At 69.0% G+C, this 18,621-nt stretch carries 18 protein-coding genes and 2 pseudogenes; 14 read left to right on the top strand and 6 right to left on the bottom strand.

Features of this window, described 5'->3' with window-relative positions:
* Positions 1-237: 237 nt before the first annotated feature.
* Positions 238-927: a maleylpyruvate isomerase family mycothiol-dependent enzyme gene (locus tag ABGB10_RS22315; RefSeq protein WP_347662835.1), complete on the bottom strand. Its 690-nt coding sequence runs from the start codon at positions 925-927 to the stop codon at positions 238-240.
* 81 nt (positions 928-1,008) lie between these two features.
* Between ABGB10_RS22315 and ABGB10_RS22310 the strand changes: the two genes are divergently transcribed.
* From ABGB10_RS22310 to ABGB10_RS22300, 3 genes are all read left to right on the top strand, one after another.
* The gene (locus ABGB10_RS22310) at positions 1,009-1,668 is read left to right on the top strand and encodes a TetR/AcrR family transcriptional regulator C-terminal domain-containing protein (protein WP_347662834.1); all 660 of its coding nucleotides are present in this window, start codon (positions 1,009-1,011) and stop codon (positions 1,666-1,668) included.
* Positions 1,669-1,693: 25 nt separating this feature from the next.
* A complete protein-coding gene (locus ABGB10_RS22305) occupies positions 1,694-1,882 on the top strand; it encodes a hypothetical protein (RefSeq protein ID WP_347662833.1) in 189 nt (62 codons plus the stop codon).
* 71 nt (positions 1,883-1,953) lie between these two features.
* Positions 1,954-2,907 (top strand): aminoglycoside phosphotransferase family protein, encoded by a 954-nt coding sequence (locus tag ABGB10_RS22300; protein ID WP_347662832.1) that lies wholly within the window; start codon positions 1,954-1,956, stop codon positions 2,905-2,907.
* Between the two features lie 137 nt (positions 2,908-3,044).
* Here ABGB10_RS22300 and ABGB10_RS22295 read toward each other — a convergent pair whose 3' ends face one another.
* The gene (locus ABGB10_RS22295) at positions 3,045-4,358 is read right to left on the bottom strand and encodes an aspartate aminotransferase family protein (protein WP_347662831.1); all 1,314 of its coding nucleotides are present in this window, start codon (positions 4,356-4,358) and stop codon (positions 3,045-3,047) included.
* 84 nt (positions 4,359-4,442) lie between these two features.
* Here ABGB10_RS22295 and ABGB10_RS22290 point away from each other — a divergent pair, with 84 nt between their 5' ends.
* The 9 genes from ABGB10_RS22290 to ptsP all read left to right on the top strand — a co-directional run bounded on the left by ABGB10_RS22290 (position 4,443) and on the right by ptsP (position 12,407).
* Entirely contained in the window at positions 4,443-5,330 is an 888-nt protein-coding gene (locus tag ABGB10_RS22290) for a LysR family transcriptional regulator (RefSeq protein WP_347662830.1), read from the top strand.
* 457 nt (positions 5,331-5,787) lie between these two features.
* Complete coding sequence (locus tag ABGB10_RS22285; RefSeq protein WP_347662829.1) at positions 5,788-6,549, top strand: DeoR/GlpR family DNA-binding transcription regulator; 762 nt, start codon at positions 5,788-5,790, stop codon at positions 6,547-6,549.
* Entirely contained in the window at positions 6,546-7,454 is a 909-nt protein-coding gene (pfkB, locus tag ABGB10_RS22280) for a 1-phosphofructokinase (RefSeq protein ID WP_347662828.1), read from the top strand. Before ABGB10_RS22285 ends, pfkB begins: the two co-directional genes overlap by 4 nt.
* Positions 7,455-7,514: 60 nt before the next feature.
* The gene (locus tag ABGB10_RS22275; RefSeq protein ID WP_347662827.1) at positions 7,515-8,675 is read left to right on the top strand and encodes a PTS mannitol transporter subunit IICB; all 1,161 of its coding nucleotides are present in this window, start codon (positions 7,515-7,517) and stop codon (positions 8,673-8,675) included.
* A gap of 5 nt (positions 8,676-8,680) precedes the next feature.
* A complete protein-coding gene (locus ABGB10_RS22270; protein WP_347662826.1) occupies positions 8,681-8,989 on the top strand; it encodes a PTS lactose transporter subunit IIB in 309 nt (102 codons plus the stop codon).
* Positions 8,982-9,416 (top strand): PTS sugar transporter subunit IIA, encoded by a 435-nt coding sequence (locus tag ABGB10_RS22265; RefSeq protein ID WP_347662825.1) that lies wholly within the window; start codon positions 8,982-8,984, stop codon positions 9,414-9,416. Before ABGB10_RS22270 ends, ABGB10_RS22265 begins: the two co-directional genes overlap by 8 nt.
* The gene (locus ABGB10_RS22260; protein ID WP_347662824.1) at positions 9,413-10,453 is read left to right on the top strand and encodes a zinc-dependent dehydrogenase; all 1,041 of its coding nucleotides are present in this window, start codon (positions 9,413-9,415) and stop codon (positions 10,451-10,453) included. The genes ABGB10_RS22265 and ABGB10_RS22260 overlap by 4 nt, the downstream gene beginning before the upstream one ends.
* A gap of 9 nt (positions 10,454-10,462) precedes the next feature.
* The gene (locus ABGB10_RS22255; protein WP_347662823.1) at positions 10,463-10,738 is read left to right on the top strand and encodes an HPr family phosphocarrier protein; all 276 of its coding nucleotides are present in this window, start codon (positions 10,463-10,465) and stop codon (positions 10,736-10,738) included.
* A complete protein-coding gene (gene ptsP, locus ABGB10_RS22250) occupies positions 10,731-12,407 on the top strand; it encodes a phosphoenolpyruvate--protein phosphotransferase (protein WP_347662822.1) in 1,677 nt (558 codons plus the stop codon). Before ABGB10_RS22255 ends, ptsP begins: the two co-directional genes overlap by 8 nt.
* Before the next feature lie 451 nt (positions 12,408-12,858).
* On the opposite strand, the pseudogene ABGB10_RS22245 reads toward ptsP, so the two are convergent.
* From ABGB10_RS22245 to ABGB10_RS22235, 3 genes and pseudogenes are all read right to left on the bottom strand, one after another.
* A pseudogene (locus ABGB10_RS22245) lies at positions 12,859-12,972 on the bottom strand (IS5/IS1182 family transposase); the annotation flags it as partial.
* 95 nt (positions 12,973-13,067) lie between these two features.
* On the bottom strand, positions 13,068-13,391 hold the full coding sequence (locus ABGB10_RS22240) for a nuclear transport factor 2 family protein (protein ID WP_347662821.1): 324 nt from the start codon (positions 13,389-13,391) through the stop codon (positions 13,068-13,070).
* A gap of 237 nt (positions 13,392-13,628) precedes the next feature.
* The gene (locus ABGB10_RS22235) at positions 13,629-14,459 is read right to left on the bottom strand and encodes an SDR family NAD(P)-dependent oxidoreductase (RefSeq protein WP_347662820.1); all 831 of its coding nucleotides are present in this window, start codon (positions 14,457-14,459) and stop codon (positions 13,629-13,631) included.
* 58 nt (positions 14,460-14,517) lie between these two features.
* Between ABGB10_RS22235 and ABGB10_RS22230 the strand changes: the two genes are divergently transcribed.
* Both ABGB10_RS22230 and ABGB10_RS22225 read left to right on the top strand, forming a co-directional pair.
* Positions 14,518-15,174 (top strand): TetR/AcrR family transcriptional regulator, encoded by a 657-nt coding sequence (locus ABGB10_RS22230; protein WP_347662819.1) that lies wholly within the window; start codon positions 14,518-14,520, stop codon positions 15,172-15,174.
* An 8-nt stretch (positions 15,175-15,182) separates the two neighbouring features.
* Positions 15,183-15,374, top strand: a pseudogene (locus ABGB10_RS22225) (GNAT family N-acetyltransferase); the annotation flags it as partial.
* A gap of 157 nt (positions 15,375-15,531) precedes the next feature.
* Here the strand turns inward: ABGB10_RS22225 and ABGB10_RS22220 are convergent.
* Positions 15,532-18,501: an immunoglobulin-like domain-containing protein gene (locus tag ABGB10_RS22220; RefSeq protein WP_347662818.1), complete on the bottom strand. Its 2,970-nt coding sequence runs from the start codon at positions 18,499-18,501 to the stop codon at positions 15,532-15,534.
* Between the last annotated feature and the right edge of the window lie 120 nt (positions 18,502-18,621).

Genomic DNA, 18,621 nt, shown 5'->3' with positions numbered 1-18,621 from the left:
ATCCTCTAAATGAGAGTGAAATTTGCCCCGGCCCCACTGCGCTCTTGAAGGGGCCAGCCGGCCGGGATCCGTTTGCCGCTCGCGCGGAACCGCATTTTCATATGCCCTCGACAGGACACGTACAACGTACGTAAGCGTGGCTCGCGTACCTTGTACGTGTCAAGTGATCTGGGACACCTCGCGTCGAGGGCTGGGCCCGGCACGACGCAACTGGGCCAGATGAGGCCGGGTTCCGTTTCAGAGTCGGCTTGTCAGGGTGGCGACGCCGCTGCCGGTCAGGTCGGGGATGGCGTGGTGTCGGCCGGCGAGGACGGAGATGATGTTTTCGGCGGTGCCGAGGACTTCGAGGCCTCGCTCCGACGAACGCGACCAGTTCGTATCGGTGGTGCGGAACGCGATGCCCCGGGCTCGCGCCGCCGCCGGGATGAACGGGTTGGGCACGCGCGTCTCGACGGCGAGGACCGCGTCGGTCACCTGCGGCGACAGGACGCCGGACCGGCCGAGCGCGAGCGCGATATCGAGGTGGTGGACGGCGTGGTCACCGAGCATCAGCGGCGCCGGCAGTAGGCGTCCGATACCTCTCGGGCGCGCCCGGGCGCGGTCGAACGCGTCAATCAACTTCCGGGCGCTGATCCCGCTGGCGTACTCGCGGCTGAGGATGTCGTTGGCGGCGTCGAACGACCAGCGCCGTTGCGCCATCGCCAGCACCAGCCGGGACGGCGGTAGGCGCAGGCCGAGCACGAGGTGGGCGAGCACATCCTTGTTGGTCCAGCCCGCACAGAGGCTGGGTCGATCCCACTCTTCGTCGGTCAGGGTCCGAGCGAAAGCGACGAACGCGTCGTCCTGGTGTCGAACAAGGTCGCGGAAGTCGGTTCCGCCCCTGCGGCCGGATGGGGGCGGCAGGCCCCTCGCTTTCGTGATGGTCACCGAACTCCTCCTCGTCTTACGTACGTTGTACGTATAGTAGCCTGAGATACGTACGTCGTACCTAAGCCGGGAGTCGCCAGCATGAGAGCCCGTTTCACCCTCGTGGACATCCAGCAACACGCGCTGGCGATCGTTGACCGGGACGGTCTGGCCGGGCTCACCATGCGCTCTCTCGCGGCGTCCCTGCAGACGGGCGCAATGACCCTGTACAACTACGTAGACAGTCGTGAAGCCCTCGAGGAACTCGTGGTCGACGCCGTCTCCGCCCTCGTCGAGATACCAGAGCCGACGGACGACTGGGTGGCCGACACACGGGCGGTGGCCACGGCCCTGTGGCGAACGTTCCGCGCGCATCCCGCGGTGATCCCGCTCGTACTCACCCGCCGCACCTCATCCCGCGCCAGCCTCGCCCCAGCCGAGGCACTCGCGGCAGCGTTGGCACGCGGAGGCATGGACGGCGTCGACCTGTTCGTCGCATTCCGCACCGTCTCGGCCTTCGTCATGGGTATCGCGCAGAACGAGCTAGCCGGCCGGCTGTCGCGCGAGAAGGATGCCGGCTCCGCCGCCCAACGTGTCGCAGCGCTCGCACCCGACGCACTCCCGACCCTCTCGAAACTGGCCCCGGTCGGCGCTGCGTTCACCGGCCAGGAATTCGAGCGAGGATTGACGGTTGTGCTCAACGGCCTCGTGCACACACCCCGTCCGTTCGATTCCAGCGACCAGACGTCTGGTCTTTCGTGATTGGGACCTGCGCCACCGTCAGCAAGTGCCGGGCGAGCAGGAACGGCTCGACCCGGCGGCGGCGGCGGCGGTGGTGGCCAGGCCGGCGACGATCCGGGTACGGGTAGAACTGGTTCTCCTCCGCAACGGGTTGAACGGGTGCGCCGGGTGGCGCCTGCCGACCCTGCTCCGCGCGGCGCTCCATCATCCGAACCGGAAGGAGCGACCCGGTTAATTGATCATGATGGGGTTGCCGGTGCGCTAAATCGGTTGGCCGTCCGCGGCCCGTGTCGTGCAATGGGCGGCGTGACTCACCAAGATCTGGACGATCGGCCGGCGGCGGACGACGTACCCTCGGCGCCGATGCACGAGGACCAGCTCCGCATCGACGCCGCGACGGTGCGCAAGCTGGTGGACGAGCAGTTCCCGACGTGGCGGGACTTGCCGCTGCAGCGCGTCGGCGCATACAGCACGGTCTGCGCCGTCTTCCGGATCGGTGACCGGTTCGCCGCGCGGTTCCCGTTGCAGGGGCAGGACGTGGCGGCGGTGCGGCGCTGGCTGGAGGCGGAGGCGGACGCCGCCCGGAAGCTGCTGGGCCGGACCCGGTTCCCCACCCCGGAGCCGGTCGCCGTCGGGGAGCCCGGCGCGGGCTACCCCCTGCCGTGGTCCGTGCAGACGTGGATCACCGGTGCCGTCGCCACCGAGGAGGACCCGGGGGACTCCGTCCCCTTCGCGCACGATCTGGCCGAGTTCATCGACGGCGTCCGCGCGATCGACACCGAGGGACGCACCTTCGCGGGCCAGGGCCGCGGGGGTGAGCTGCCCGCACACGACGAGTGGATGCACACCTGCTTCCGGGAGAGCGAGGGGCTGCTGGACGTCCCGCTCCTACGCGGGTTCTGGGCGCGGATGAGGGAGCTGCCCCGAGGTGGGACACCGGACCGCATGACCCACGGTGACCTCATCCCGGGAAACGTCCTCGTCCGGGACGGGCGGCTGGCGGGAGTACTCGACGTGGGTGGGGCGGGGCCCGCCGACCCGGCCCTGGACCTCCTCAGCGCCTGGCAACTGCTCGAGGGGGGACCCCGCCAGGTCTTGCGGCAGCGGCTCGGCTGCGACGACCTGGAGTGGGCACGCGGCCGGGCGTGGGCCTTCGCGCAGGCGATGGGCCTGGTCTGGTACTACCGGCGAACCAACCCGGTCATGTGTGCGGTGGGCCGACGCACGATCGCGCGGATCGTCGCCGACCCACCGGCATGAGCCGTGGACCGGGCCGGGTCAGAAGCCGGCGAGCAGGTCGCGGGTCCCCTCCGCCGGCCATCACCGATGAGGTCCTGCTCGACGGCGGCGCGAAGTGGTCGTTCATCCAACCGGGATCGCGATCCCCGGCTGGTGTATCAGGGTATGAACTGCGGCACCACGTCGGCGAGTGCTTGGTCGAGGATTTCCAGGCCCAGGTCCAGCTCGGCGTGGGTGGAGGTGAGTGCCGGCGCGATGCGGAAGACGCCGCCCATGCCGGGCAGCTGCACCACGTTCATGTGCAGCCCCAGCTCCAGGCACCGCCCGGTCACGGCGGTGCCCAGCGCGTCGGCCGGTCGTTTCGACTTCCGGTCGCTGACCAGCTCAAGCCCGACCAGTAGCCCGCGGCCGCGCACGTCGCCGACCACCGGGTGCCGTTGACTGATCTCCTGAAGACCCTTGCGGAGGTACGCGCCCAGGTGTGCCGCCTGTTCGTCGAGCCGGTCGGCCTCCAGCACGTCCAGGACCGTGTTGCCGACTGCGGCCACCAGCGGGTCCGAGACGTGCGTGGTGAAGAAGAGGAAGCCGCGCTCGTGTGCCGTCTGTTCGATCTCCGGGCTGGTCACCACAGCGGCCAGCGGCAGGCCGGCGCCGAGCGTCTTGGACAGGGTCAGGATGTCGGGTACGACGCCGTCACGCTGGAACGCGTACCACTCTCCGGTGCGGCACAGCCCGGTCTGCGCTTCGTCGAGGATCAACAGCCCGCCCCGCTCGTGCACCTTGTCGCGCAGCGCCACGAGGTATCCCGGCGGCAGGTCGATCACCCCGCCGGAGCTGAGGATCGGCTCGACGATGCACGCCGCCAGGCTGCCCACCGACTGGGCGTCGAACAGCTCGAACGCGAACTCCAGCTGATGCCGCCAGTCCAGGTCGCCGCTGGGAAAGGTGAAGTCGGGCCGGTACGCGTTCGGCGTGGGGATCGCGAAGTTGCCGGGCGCCGCGGGCCCGTACCCCTTGCGCCCCGAGCTGTAGGTGGCGCTCGCCGCAGCCTGCGTCATCCCGTGCCAGGACCGGGCGAACGAGATGATTTCATGCCCGCCGGTGACCAGCTTCGCCATCCGGATCGCCGCCTCGTTGGACTCCGCGCCGGTGGTGAGCAGCAGGACCTTGTCCAGCGGCGCGGGCAGCGAGCCGGCGAGGCGGCGTGCCAGCTCGACCACGGGCCGGCTCAGCATGCCACTGAACAGGTGGTCGAGAGTGGACGCCTGCCGTTGGATCGTGGCGACGACGGCCGGGTGGGAGTGGCCGAGGATCGCGCTCATCTGCCCTGACGTGAAGTCGAGCAGGCGGCGGCCGTCGGCGGTGAAGACGAAACTGCCCTCGGCGCGGTCGATGATCTCGCGTACGAAGCTGCCCGCGCCGATGTAGCGGACCAGGTGACGATCGGCGTCGTGCCAGAACGAATCAGCCATGGACCGACGCTAGGCAGCCCGGACAGGCACGTCCATCGCACATTTCCGCTGTCGCTGTTAAGTAAAGCCGTACAGTCGGCGGTCATGACGCTGAATCCGTGGCGGCTGCGCCTGCTCGCCGACCTGGCGACCTACGGCACTGTCCGGGCCGTTGCGCAGCGCGGCAACCTGAGCCCGTCGGCGGTGTCGCAGCAGCTGACCACGCTGGAACGGGAGACCCGGACCGCGCTGCTGGAACGCACCGGGCGGCGGGTGCGGCTCACTGCGGCCGGAATGTTGCTCGCCGGCCGGGCTCGGGAGATCCTCGCAGCCATGGACGCGGCCGAGGCGGAGCTGCGCCGCCTCGCCGACGAGCCGGCCGGCACGGTCACGGTGGCCGCGTTCCAGAGTGCGGTGCAAGCCCTCGCCGAACCGGCGCTTGTCCGTCTCGCGGCCCGACACCCGGACGTGAACGTGGTGTTGCTGGAGCTGGAGCCGCACGAGAGCATGCCGGCGCTACGTCGCGGCGACGTCGACCTGATCATCACGACGGCCGACTTCGCCGGCGCCGAACTCTCCCCGGAGATCCACCTGGTGCCGCTCGCCACCGACCCGATCGTGCTCGTGCTGCCCCCGGAGCATCCGCTGACCAGCGCCGAGTCGGTCGCCCTGGAGGCGTGCGCGCAGCAGCGCTGGACGTTCGACGTCGCCGGCTCGTACATGTCCGAGCTGTCCACCCGGCTGTGCCGGGAGGCCGGCTTCGAGCCCGTGGTGATCTGTCGGTTCAACAACTACATGCTGGCGCTCCAGCACGTGGAGAACGGCCGCTCGATCACCATGCTGCCGAAGCTGGCGGTGGACCCGCGATACCGGGTGGTGACCCGACCGCTGAGCCCGCCGCTGACCCGGCGCATCACCGCCGGGGCCCGGCGAGCGGCCGCGTCACGCCCCGAGGTGACGGCCGTGCTCAATGCCCTGAGAGCAGGTGACTGACCTTGGCCGGACCGTCGGTCGGGCCAGCGTCTGCTCCTCGGCCTCGCGCCTGCGGCGTGCCCGATATATCAGCTTGGCCGACGCCCGGCCCGGTCGCGGCGGTACCGCCCGGCGAACGGGGACACGCCGGGCACCTGCCGACACTGAGTTAGCCAGAGCAGGCCGAAAGACAGCCGAAGAGATTGGCCACGACCCGATACTGCCGGCCCTCTGAACGAGATCGGGGCGTTTGGGTGGCAGTGTGCGCGGCGGTGCCGACCGACAGGGCGTCCGCCCGGTCGGGTTTGCGGCCGTCTACCGCACCCGATCACGGACCGAGACCCCTTGCTCCGCCTGCATCGCACACCTCCTGCTCCGGTACCGGCCGGTGTGGCTTTCTGTGGTTCATCTCTTGACTTTCCCTAAAGCCGGGCGTAAACAAAGCACAAGCAAAAGGAAACGGCGGTGAAACAACAAGATGTACGCCGAAGAACGACAGCAGGAGATCCTTCGCATCGCCCGGGATGTGGGACGGGTCGAGGTCGCTGGCCTGGCCGATGGGCTCAACGTGACGTCGGAGACCATCCGCCGTGATCTCACCATCCTGGAGCGGGCCGGGGTGCTGCGTCGGGTCCACGGTGGAGCGATTCCGGTCGAACGGCTCGGGTTCGAGCCCGCGCTGGCGGCGCGGGACGCGGTGCTCATCGAGGAGAAGGAGCGCATCGCCAAGCTCGCCCTGAGCGAGGTGCCGGAGGAGGGTGCGATCATCCTCGACGCCGGCACCACGACCGCCCGGCTGGCCCAGCTGCTGCCGGTGGACCGGGAGCTGACCGTCGTGGTCAACTCGCCGGTCATCGCCACGACCCTCGGCACCTATGCCAACCTCAACGTCCTGCTGTTGGGCGGACGGGTCCGAGGAAAGACCTTGGCGACAGTCGACGACTGGGCGTTGAGGCCGTTGGCGGACCTCTACGTCGACGTCGCGTTCGTCGGGACCAACGGCATCTCGGTCGAGCGTGGATTGACCACCCCGGACCCGTCCGAGGCGGCGGTGAAGCGGGCGATGGTCGGTGCGGCCCGCCGTACCGTGGTGGTCGCCGATCACACCAAGCTCGGCAACGACTATCTGGCCCGGTTCGCTGAGCTGGCCGACGTCGATCTGCTCATCACCGACAGCCGTGCCGACGTCGACCTGGTCGGTGACCTGGAGTCCGCAGGTGTCCGGGTGGTACGCGCATGATCGTCACCGTCACCCTCAACCCCAGCCTCGACCGGGCCGTGGAGGTCGACTCCCTCACCCGGGGCGAGGTCATCCGGGCTGCCACCGCTCACCTTGACCCCGGCGGCAAGGGCGTCAACGTCTCCCGTGCCCTGCTGGCCAACGGGGTGCCTTCGGTAGCGGTGTTGCCGTCCGGCGGTGACGAGGGCAACCAGCTCATCCGCCTACTCGAGGCCGAGGGTGTGGAGGTCCTCGCCGTGTCGATCTCCGGACGGACCCGTTCCAACATCACCCTGGCCGAGCCCGACGGCACGGTCACCAAGATCAATGAACCTGGCCCGGCCCTGTGCCGCGCCGAGTTCGACGAGGTGATCGACCGTGTGCTGGCCCGCGCCACCGGTGCCGACTGGGTCGTGCTGTGCGGCAGCGTCCCACCCGGCCTGCCCGCCGACGCGTACGCCCAGTTGTGCCGGAAGCTGCGCGCTGCCGGCGTCAGAGTCGCCGTCGACACCAGCGGTCCTGCGCTGCGCGAGGCCGCCCTGGCCGGGGCGACCCTGCTCAAACCCAACCGCGACGAACTGGCCGACGTGGTCGGCACCCCGCTGAAGGACCTCGACGATGTGGTCGATGCCGCCCACACCCTGCGGGCCTGGGGAGCCGGCACCGTCGTGGCCAGCCTCGGCGCTGACGGCGCTGTCCTGGTCGACGCCGAAGGGGTCCGCACCGGCACCTGTCCGGTCGCCCGACCCCGGAGCACCGTCGGTGCCGGCGACGCGCTGCTCGCCGGGTTCCTCGCTGCGGGGGCGCAGGGTGCCGCCGCCCTCGCCGAGGGCCTGGCCTGGGGCGCCGCCGCGGTGAGCCTGCCCGGCAGCCGGATGCCCGGGCCGGCGGATCTGTTCCGCCACGACGTCACCATCCACACCTAGCCGGACGACCTTCTTCCCCCTGCGGCTGTCTGGACCGCCCCTCATGAAGGAGATACCCCCGTGACCTCCTCTTCCTACACACCAGAAGTGAAGGGCCAGGGCCCCAAAGCCACCGTGCAACGCCTCGGCGGCTACCTGGCCGCGATGGTCATGCCCAACATCGGCGCGTTCATCGCCTGGGGCCTGATCACCGCACTGTTCATTCCGACCGGCTGGCTGCCCAACAAGACCCTGGCGGAACTGGTCGGCCCGATCATCAGCATCCTGCTACCGGTGCTCATCGGCTACACCGGCGGCCGGCTGGTCCACGGCCAGCGCGGTGCCGTCGTGGGCGCGGTGGCGACCATGGGCCTCGTCGTCGGTGCGGACGTGCCGATGATCCTCGGCGCGATGATCATCGGGCCGCTCACGGCCTATCTCCTCAAGCTGTTCGACAGCCTGATGGAGAACAAGATCCGTCCCGGCTTCGAGATGCTTGTCGACAACTTCAGCGCCGGCATCATCGGCGCCGCGATGGCCATCGGCGGCGTCTACGGCATCGGCCCGGTGGTCGAATGGCTCACCAAACAGGCCGGCGCGGGCGTCGACTGGCTCGTCGGCAAGGACCTGCTGCCGCTGACCTCGGTGCTCGTCGAACCCGCCAAGGTGCTCTTCCTCAACAACGCCATCAACCACGGCGTATTCGGCCCGCTGGGCATCGCCGAGGCCGCCGACAAGGGCAAGTCGATCCTGTTCATGATCGAGTCGAACCCCGGCCCCGGCCTCGGTCTGCTGCTCGCCTTCATGGTCTTCGGCCCCCGCGCGCTGCGCCCCAGTGCCCCGGCCGCGATCATCGTGCAGTTCCTCGGCGGCATCCACGAGATCTACTTCCCGTACGTGCTGATGAAGCCGAAACTGATCCTCGCCATGATCGCCGGGGGTGCGGCCGGCGTCGGCACCTTCGTCATCACCGGTGCGGGTCTGGTCGCCACCCCCTCGCCGGGCAGCATCTTCGCCTACCTCGCGGTCACTCCCAAGGGTGGCCACTTCGGGGTCATTCTCGGCGTCGTGATCGCCGCCGCCGTCACCTTCGCGGTCGCCTCGGCCCTGCTCGGCTTCGGTCGCGGCGAGCCCGCAGCGGACACTGTCGGCCCGGACGAGGAGACGGCTGTCGGCCCAGCTGAGGAAAGGGTCGTCGACCCCGATGGGACCCTCGACAAGTCGGCGAAGCAGGAGGTCTGAGCCAGATGCCCACCATCAACGGCACCGAGATCAAGAAGGTGGTCGTCGCCTGCGACGCCGGCATGGGCAGCAGCGTGATGCTGGCCAGCCAACTTCGACGGCAACTGGCGAAGAGCGCGGTGACAGTCGAGCACACCCCGGTCAACTCGATCCCGGCGGACGCCGACGTGGTCATCTGCCACCAGGGGCTCGCCTCGCGAGCCAGGGTCAGCGCGCCCGACAAGGTGATCGTGCCGATCCAGGTGTTCATCGGCGACCCGGCCGTCACCAGGGTCGTGAACGCGGTGCAGCGTGGCGGTGAGCTGAGTGGCTGAACTGCTGGCCCGTGACGCGATCCGGCTCGGCGAGCGGGCCGGATCGCGGGACGAGGCGATCAGCCGCTGCGGCGCGGTACTCGTCGAGGTCGGCGCGGTCGCCCCGGCGTACGTGGACGCGATGCTCGCCCGCGAGCGGAGCGTCTCCACGTACATCGGGGAGGGCGTCGCCATCCCGCACGGCACGCTGAACAGCAAGGAGTCGGTCCAGCGCGACGCCCTCGCCGTGCTGCGCTTCCCGGACGGCGTCGACTGGGACGGCTTCGACGTGCGGGTCTGCGTCGCCATCGCCGCGGCCGGCGACGGGCACGTGGACATCCTGGCCCAACTCGCCTCGGTGCTGATGGACCCGGCGCAGGCGCAGCGGCTACGAGAGTCGACGAGCGCCGATGACGTGATCGCTATCCTCGAAGGGAACCCCTCGTGAAGGTTGTCCGATTCCACGCACCCGGTGACGTCCGCATCGAGGACGCGCCCGAGCCCACGCCGGGCCCCGCCGACGTGAAGATCCGCGTCCGCGCATGCTCCACCTGCGGCACCGACGTGAAGATCTTCCGCTTCGGCCACCACCACATCGCCCCGCCGCGCGTCATGGGCCACGAGATCGCCGGCGAGATCACCGAAGTCGGTGACGACGTCACGGGCTGGCGGCCGGGGGACCGGGTCCAGGTCATCGCCGCCATTCCCTGCGGTCGGTGTGCCGAGTGCCGGCGCGGCCGGATGACCGTCTGCCCCAACCAGGTGTCGATGGGATACCACTTCGACGGTGGGTTCGCCGAGTACCTGGTCGTGCCGCACAACGTCCTCGCCGTTGACGGGCTCAACCGGATCCCCGAGGGACTCAGCTTCGCCGAGGCGTCCGTCGCCGAACCCCTCGCCTGCGTTCTCAACGGCCAGAACCTCGCCGGTGTGGGGGAGGGCGACGACGTGGTCGTCGCGGGTGCCGGGCCGATCGGCTGCCTGCATGTCCGCCTGGCCCGCTCGCGCGGCGCGGCCCGGGTGTTCCTCGTCGACCTCAACCGCGAACGCCTCGATCTGGCCGCCGACCTGGTCCAGCCGGACGCGGCGATCTGCGGCGCCGAGACCGACGTCGTCGACGCGGTGCTCAAGCTCACCGAGGGGCGCGGTGCCGACGTCGTCATCACCGCCACGGCTGCCGGCGCCGCCCAGGAGCAGGCGGTGCAGATGTCCGCGCGGCAGGGCCGGATCAGCTTCTTCGGCGGCCTGCCGAAGGACAAGCCGGTCATCTCCCTGGACTCCAACCTCGTGCACTACCGCGAACTGACCATCGTCGGTGCCAACGGCTCCAGCCCCGAGCACAACAAGGAAGCGCTGCGACTCATCGCCGACGGCTCCGTCCCGGTCGCCGATCTCATCACCCACCGCCTGCCGCTCGACCGCGCCCTCGACGCCTTCGGCATCGTGGCGCGCGGCGAAGCGATCAAGGTGACGATCGAACCGTAGGAGGATCCGTTGCCCACCCGAACAGTCCTCGTCGGCTCCGCCAGCGGGCTGCACGCCCGCCCGGCGGCGCTGTTCGTCGCCGAAGCGGCGAAGCAGCCGATGCTGGTCACCATCCGGACCGGCGACAAGAAACCCGTGCCGGCCCGCAGCATGCTCGCCGTACTGTCGCTCGGCGCCAAGAAAGGCACCGAGGTCACCCTGGAGGCCGACGGCGACGGCGCGCAGGACGCCATCGACACCCTGGCTGACCTCCTCGAACGTGATCTGGACGCCGCCGATGCGTGAACTTCGGGGGATCGGGGCCAGCCCCGGTGGTGCGGCGGGGCCGGTATACCGGCTGGCCCCGCCTCCGGCCCTGCCGCCGTTGGCGCAGACCCTTGATCCCGAGGCCGAGAAGGCGGCCGTGCGGGCCGCCGTCCTCGCCGTCGCCGCCGACCTGGCCCGTCGCGCCGACACCGCCCTGGACGCGACCGCCGCCGAGGTCCTGCGCGCTCAGGTCATGATGGCGCAGGACGAGACGCTCATCGACGCGGCCGACATTGCCATCGACGGCGGTGCGGACGCGCCGCACGCGATCACCGACGTGCTCGCCGTGCATCGGGCCGCCTTCGAAGCCGCGGGCGGGTACCTCGCCGAGCGGGTCACCGACCTCGACGACCTGCGGGACCGCCTTGTCGCCGCGTGCCTGGGGCTGTCGATGCCGGGCGTGCCGAACCCTGGCCACCCGTACCTGCTCATCGCCCGTGACCTGGCGCCCGCCGACACCGCCGGCCTCGAACCGGCCCTGGTGCTGGGTCTGGTCACGGCCGAGGGCGGCCCGACCAGCCACACCGCGATCCTGGCCCGGACGCTCGGCATCCCGGCCGTGGTCCGCTGCGCGGGCATCCTGGATGTGACCGACGGCGCGCTGGCCACTCTCGACGGCGCGAGCGGCGTCGTGGTGGCCGGCGTCTCCGCCGAGACGGTGACCACTGTCAACGCGGACCGACTCGCGGAGATCGAACGCCGCGCCCGCTCCCAAGGCCCGGGGCGGACCGCAGACGGCCATCCCATCGCGCTCCTGGCCAACATCGGCTCCGCCCGCGACCTCACCGGCGAGGTGGAAGGCGTCGGCCTGTTCCGCACCGAGCTGCTCTACCTCGACCGCAGCGACCCGCCGTCGCACGAAGAGCAGGTTGCCGCGTATCGCGACGTCTTCACCGCGCTGCCCGGCCGCAAGATCGTCGTGCGCACCCTCGACGCCGGCGCCGACAAGCCGCTGCCGTTCCTGCGTCTGGCCGATGAACCCAACCCTGCGCTGGGCATCCGCGGTCTGCGGGTCGCGCGGCAGACACCTTCCGTACTCACCACGCAGCTGGCCGCGATCGCGACGGCGGCTGCGGCGACGGACGCCGACGTGTGGGTGATGGCGCCGATGGTCGCCACGGCGGCGGAGGCGGCCGCGTTCACCGAATCCTGCCGCGAGCACGGCCTGCCAACCGCCGGCGTGATGATCGAGGTGCCGGCCGCGGCCCTGCGTGCCAGCCAGGTGCTGCGCCACGCGGACTTCCTCAGCATCGGCACCAACGACCTCAGCCAGTACACGTTCGCCGCTGACCGCATGTGCGGCGACCTCGCCGACCTCCTCGACCCGTGGCAGCCCGCGCTGATCGCGCTCCTCGCCTCATGCGCGGCAGCCGGCGTCGAGGCGGGCAAGCCAGTTGGTGTGTGTGGAGAGTCCGCCGCGGATCCCGATTTCGCCCTGGTATTGGCAGGCCTGGGCATCACCAGCCTGTCCATGGCACCCCGCAGCATCCCGGCGGTGCGCGAGTCCCTGGCCCAGCACACCCTGGAGGAGTGCCGCCAGATCGCCGAGGCCGCCCTCGCTGCCCCCAGCCCGGAGGCAGCCCGGGCGGCGGCAACCGGTGCTTCGCGCCAACTCCCGCTGGTCGGCGGCACCGGATCGCCTTGGTGATTGGGCTTGCCGACGCGAGACCGGCGTGACGCGTCCGTTTCGGAGCGCCGGCCATCGGCCATCTGCAGTGCAGGGCCGACGCGTGTCGTCGTAGGAAGATCTTCCCGCTCAGCGGATCGACCGGGGGTGGAATTCACGTCGCTCACCGCGGCCGGGCTCGTTCCCGGCCGCGTGGCGCGGGTCGATCTGGGCCGCAGTCGACCTCGGCGACACGGGCATGGCCGCGCTTGCCGCGCTTTGCTGCCGCACAGCACCGCGGTCGCGCGGACAGCGCCGGGGCGGGCTCGGACAGGCAGGCGCTCGCCGTCACGTCGACGCCGTACTGATCGTTGCCTCGCTCGCCGCGAAACCGGATCTCGGCGGCATCGAGCGTTTCCTGGCCCTGGCCTGGGCGAGCGTGCGGGGTAGCCATCATTTCGACCACCAGCCCAGAACACCTGTGTCGAAGTCGTAGCCATTCGTTGATCACGGCGATGGTGACGGTTGCTTCGTAGCGAACGGCGAGTTTGTCGAACCTGGTCGCGACTGCACGGTGGCGTTTGAGCCGGTTCATGCCGTGCTCCACTGTCGCGTCGATCAGTTCGTTGATGGTGCCCATGGCTGCCGCGTTGCCTGTTCTCCGGCCGGAGCAGCCCTCGGGCAGCCCCGGCCGGTGACGAATCAGACGGGCTCGATCGCGAGGCTGGTGACCTGGTCGTCCTTGATGCCGAACACGAATGCGAAGGACAGAGGCCCGCCGGGGAAATCACCGTCCCCGGAGGCCACCAGCCGGTCGTCTGCGAACGAGGTCGGCGTAAGCACGACCTTGGGGTCGATCAGGTGCCCCTGGATCCACTCGCGGATCTCGGCCTCGCCGGCCCAGGTTTTCCCGTCATCGCTCACGGTGGCCCCGTCGCCGAAGACCGCGGCCAGCGCGTTCGCGTCGTGCGCGTTGGTGGCCGCGATGAAGTGGTCGACGGCCTTGGGTAGAGTGATGTCGTTCATTTCTGCTCTCCGGTTTTCTCGGGTGCCAGGACGCGGGCGCGTGCTGGTATATCTCTCTGACACCTCAGGTGCACCATGACGATGCGTCGGCGACCCGTCACGGGCCATGCGGCGCGGTGGTTAGTTCGAGGTGCTGACCAGGGTCAAGTCGGCATAGACATGCGCTGGGCGCATCCTGATGAAGGCTTCGCGGCAAGGTCGACTTCCGCGTTACCGACAAAACTTCTGGAATCAGGCTCAGAAGTCCGCACTGCGTGAAAGCTTCTCGTTCGCGCGCAGTTCCGCGAGTGCGTTCTCGTGCATCGCAACAACGACGTCGTAGCCGGAGTTGCCGAGCACGATTCGTTTCGGTGGAACGGGTGCGTTCATCGCGCTGATCACGGCCTGCACTCCACGAACAGGGTCACCTGCTTGCTTGCCGTTATGGTCCACGAACGCCGCCTTGACGGCTTCGACCATCGGCACGTAGGCGTCGACGGTCTCGTTCACGGGCTCGTTCTGGAAGTAGGAGAAGGCACTGGTGCGGAACGCTCCCGGCTCAACGACGAGCACCCGCACACCGAACGGCTCGACTTCCTGGCGCAGTGTCTCCGACAGTCCTTCGATCGCGAACTTCGCCGCCGCGTAGTAGCCGAACCCCTGTGCGCCGACGAGGCCTGCCACCGATGACATGTTCACGATCCAGCCATCGCCGCGTGCCCGCATACCCGGCAGGACCGCGCGCACCACCTCGACGACGGCGAACAGGTTGAGGTCGAACGTGCGGCGGATCGTCTCGTCCGGGGCTCCCTCGATCGAGCCGTACCAGCCACGGCCCGCGTTGTTGACGAGCACATCGATCCCGCCGAACCGCTCCTCGGCCGTCTTGACCGCCGCACGCACCTGGTCGGCATCGGTGACGTCGAGCTGCAAAACCAGGACACGGTCGCCGTGCGGTTCAGCCCATTTCTGCAGTTCAGAGGGCCGACGCGCGGTCACCACCACCTGATCGCCCTGCTCCAAGGCGGCCTCGGCATAGAACAGGCCGAACCCCCCGGGAGTCCCACCCGTGATGAACCAAGTCCTCATGGACTTCTCCCCTCGCTATAGGGCGCAATGTAGCGCTACATGAGCTACTATAGCAACCATGCAGAACGCACGGGATCGACTCCTGCTCGCCGCGGCAGAGTTGCTGCAGGTCGGCGGCACGGTGTCCACGAGGGCGGTGTGCGACCGCGCCGGGGTGCAGGCCCCGACGCTGTACCACCACTTCGGCAGCAAGCAGGGCCTGATCGACGCCGTGGCGAACCACGGCTTCACCCAGTACACGGCGGTCGAGAGCTCTGGCGACCCGCTGGACGACCTGCGCAAGGGCTGGGACAGGCACGTGCAGTTCGGGCTGGAGCACCCGTCGTTCTACGGGCTGCTTTATGGCCGGGCCGAGCCGGGAAAGCCCTGCGCCGTCACCGCTCCCGCGCACGCCGCGCTGCGTGAGCGGTTCACCGCCGCAGCGACCCGGGGCCTGCTCAAGGTGCCGGCGGCCGACGCTGCCGAACAGGTGTTTGCCGCCAACGTCGGCATTACGCTCACCTTGATCAGCCAGCCGAAGCCGGATTTCGGGCTGTCCGGACGCGTCCGCGAGGCCGCACTGGCCGGAGTCCTGCGCACGCCCTCCGCCGACGCCCCCGCGACCCGTGCGAGCGCCGCACTGACGCTGCGTGCCCTGGTCGACAAGGATCAGGGCGACCTCACCCCTGGCGAACACGCGCTGCTCGGCGAGCTGCTGGACCGCCTGGCCCGCTAGGCAGCAGTGTGCTGTGGGGGATCAACGCGTTCAACCAGTACGCCCACCTCGGCATCTCACTGTTGCCCGAGGCGCGCGGCCAGGGGTACGGGATCGAGGTGATCCGGTTGCTCTGCCGGTACGGCTTCCGCAACCGCAACCTGCGCCGTCTGGAGTTGGAGACGCTGGTCAGTAACACGGCCATGCGGCGGACCGCGGAGGCGTGCGGCTTCACGCACGAGGGCACCCAGGACTGGTCGTCGCGATGGGCAGGATCACTCCATGGTCAGGTTCCTGGGCCCTGCAGTAGCGAGCGGGCGAGATCATTAGATCTCGCCCGCTCCTTCTTGCGGCGCATCTCAGCACGCCTCGGGGTGCCTATGCTGCCTTCCGTACCGTCAGCTTCTGGTAGTTGGCGGCGTGGGGCTGGTAGGTCGGGTTGCCGGAGTAGGCAACGTGGACCTGGTAGGCCCCGGGCTGCAGGTCGGCGGTCTGCAGTTCGACGACGGCCTTACCGTGCGCCAGTGGCACGACGTGCACGGTGCCGCCGAAGGTGACGGTGACCTCGCCGGTCGGGGTCGGAGCGTGCGGTTTCGGCCCGCCCGCCGGCCCAACCGTCACGTTCAATCTGAAGGTGTCCCCGCGGACAACCGACGCCGGCTTGGCCTTCGCCTGGACCTTGACGGCGGCCAGGCCCGAGGGCACCTCGAACGACGCCGTACCTTCCGACGCCTTCAGGTAGTCGAAGCCAAGGTACTCGGCCTTCACCGTCCGGGCACCCGCGGGCAGACCCTTCGGCAACGTGACGGTGGCCCTGCCGTCGCTCAGCTGGGCGAGCTTCGACCACGAGCCGATGCTGAACCGCACCTGACCGCCGGTCTCGAAACCGTCGGCCGCCGTGACTGTCACGGTGGCCCTGGTCGTCTGGGCCCCGCTCGCGTACGGCTCGACAGCCACCTCGGTGGTGGTCGTGACGTCGCTGTTCGGGATCCCGCGGATGTCGTTCCACTCGCGGACGGTCAGCGGGATCACGGTGCCGTGACGCGGACGGACGACACCCGCATTGGTCATCGTGATCGCCTTGGCGTTCCAAGTCGGAGCCTCGATGTTCTCGTGGCACGCGGCCTGGTATCCCCCACCGTTCGTGTACCGGTCGCCCCAGAGGTAGAACTGGCCGGGGCAGGAGGTGTCACCGGGGTTGGCCTTGAAGATGACCGGTCCCTCGTACCCCTGGTTGGCGACCCAAGTCGTGCGCCCCAGAGCCGGCGCGACCATCGTCCAGTTGCTGATGTTGCTGTCCAGGAAGTCGGTGTGCTTCTCCGAGAAGATGTCCGAGCCCTGGTTGCCGGCCTCGTTCTTGGTCACCCGGTAGTAGTAGTCACCGACCCGGATCGCGGTCGTGTCGATCCGCGACAGCGGGGCCGGGTTCTGCCAGACCTGGGGAGCGGAGAACGTCTGGAAGTCTCGAGTTGTGGCGTACCACATCTGCGCGTTCCCCTGACCGGTGCGGTTCACGGGGTCGTTCCACAGCGACTGGGCCCAGAACACGACGTAGGCGCCGAGCTCCTCGTCCCACAGCGACTCTGGCGCGAAGGCGTTGCCCGCGTTGTCGGGCGCGACCTTCACGTGCCGCTGAGGGGTCCAGTTCACAAGATCGTGTGATTCGAACACCTCGATGTACTGGGTGTCGTTGATGGCGTATCCACCCTGGTCGTACCAGTTCAGGTCGGTGGCGATCATGTAGAACGTGTCGCCGTTGGGTGAGCGGACGATGTGCGGGTCACGAAGCCCCTGGTCGCCCAGTTGGGAGATGAGCGACGGTCGACCTCCGGTCAGACCGGTCCAGTCCAGAGCGGTGTTTCCGTTGGATGTGGCGAACATGATCTGCTCGCCGTCGGCAATCCCCTCGCCCTTGAAGTACCCCATGAAGTACCGCTCGTACTCCTCGGAACGTGGCATGGCGGTGATGGTCACCGGGAACGACTTCTTCCGCGAAGCCGTACCCTTCGTGATGGTCGCCGTCAGGGTGGCGGCAACATCCTTGTGGCCGAAGGCCGGGCGGGTTACCTCACCCGTCGGGGTGACGAGGCCGGTGGTCGACCTCCAGGTGATCGTGGATCCGAACTCGCCCTTGGCGGCGAGGTCGAGGTTCCCGCGTACGTCGTCGGTAGCGTTCAGGGTCAGGTCGAAGGCGTCACGGTCGGCCGCCTGCGCATCGTCGAACTCCGCCTTCACCACGACGGGGATCTCGCGTGTGGTGACCTCCTCGGCACCCTTGCGGACAGTCGCCGTGAGCATGACTGTCGCGTCGGGCTGCCCCTGGGCGGGCCGGGTTATCCTGCCGGTCACCGCAACCTTGCGTGCGCTGGGGAGGGCTGGCGGGGTGTAGACCTCGACCACCGACGGGTCCGAACTACTCCAGGTGATGGCCGAGCCCGCCACGGAACCCACCTTGGGCAGAGCGACATCCCGTACGACCGCACTGGTCAGGCCGAGGTCGATGGCCGCGGCGTCGGCGCGGACGCCATCGGAGACGGTTTTCGCTGCCAGGACAGCTGTCTCGTCGAGACTCACTGCCCGGTTGTACACGCGGAAGTCCCGGATTGTTCCGCGGAACGAGTAGTGGCCCGACGTCTGCGAGCGACCGAGGAAGTTGCAGTTGGTCCCCGCAGCGTTCACCGACGGCGCCGTGGTCAGGTTCGGCGAGGTCGCGTGCAGCACGCCGTCGAGGTAGAGGCTGCCGGTCCAGCTCGTTCCGTTTGAGTTCAGTGACTGGGTGTAGGTGACATGAGTCCACGCTCCCTCGAGCATGCGGACGCGGTTCTGTTGGAGGTTCGCCGGACCCACCGCGACGCGGAACCGTTGGGTGTTCGACGCGAAGATGGAGCCCTCGGCGCCGGTGTCGACGTCGCACGAGCCGGACTTGCGGCCAAGACTCCACATCTGGTGCTCGCCGACGTTCGCCGGGTCGACCCACACGTCATAGTCAACGGTGAGGTTGGACATGCCGGCGGTGATGTCGTTCGGCAGCGCCACGTATGCGCCGTCGAGGGCGCCCTCGTAGGAGTCGGGGTTGAACCTGACCCCTTCGCCGGTCAAGGCCGCCTTCTCGGGATTCACGAGCGTGGCGTTCGCCGCCGCGCCCGCGCTACCCGAGTTGACCAACGTCGTCCCACTGGTCTCGTCGAGGGCGAAGTGGTGCACCAGACCATCGTTGAGCTGATCCTCGTCAGCGTGCGCGGGCGTCGCCGCGAAGGAGACCGAAAGAAGAGCACCCAGTGCCAGGACCGCGACACCTCTAACCTGCCGAGTCAACCCGAGACGTGGCCTTCGCTGTCGCAGTCTCAATTGATCCTCCTTGACATGGCGGGGATGTTTCTAAAGTGGACCGGACTTGTTAACGCTAACTACAGGGTGCTGCCGGGTCAACGCAGCGCGTTGCAACCGGAGGCCACTGAGCGCGTGGTT

This window comes from Micromonospora sp. B9E7 (assembly GCF_039871815.1).
Taxonomy (GTDB): domain Bacteria; phylum Actinomycetota; class Actinomycetes; order Mycobacteriales; family Micromonosporaceae; genus Micromonospora.
The sequence above is the reverse complement of the archived record's forward strand: the minus strand, read 5'-3'. Positions and strand labels throughout refer to the sequence as shown.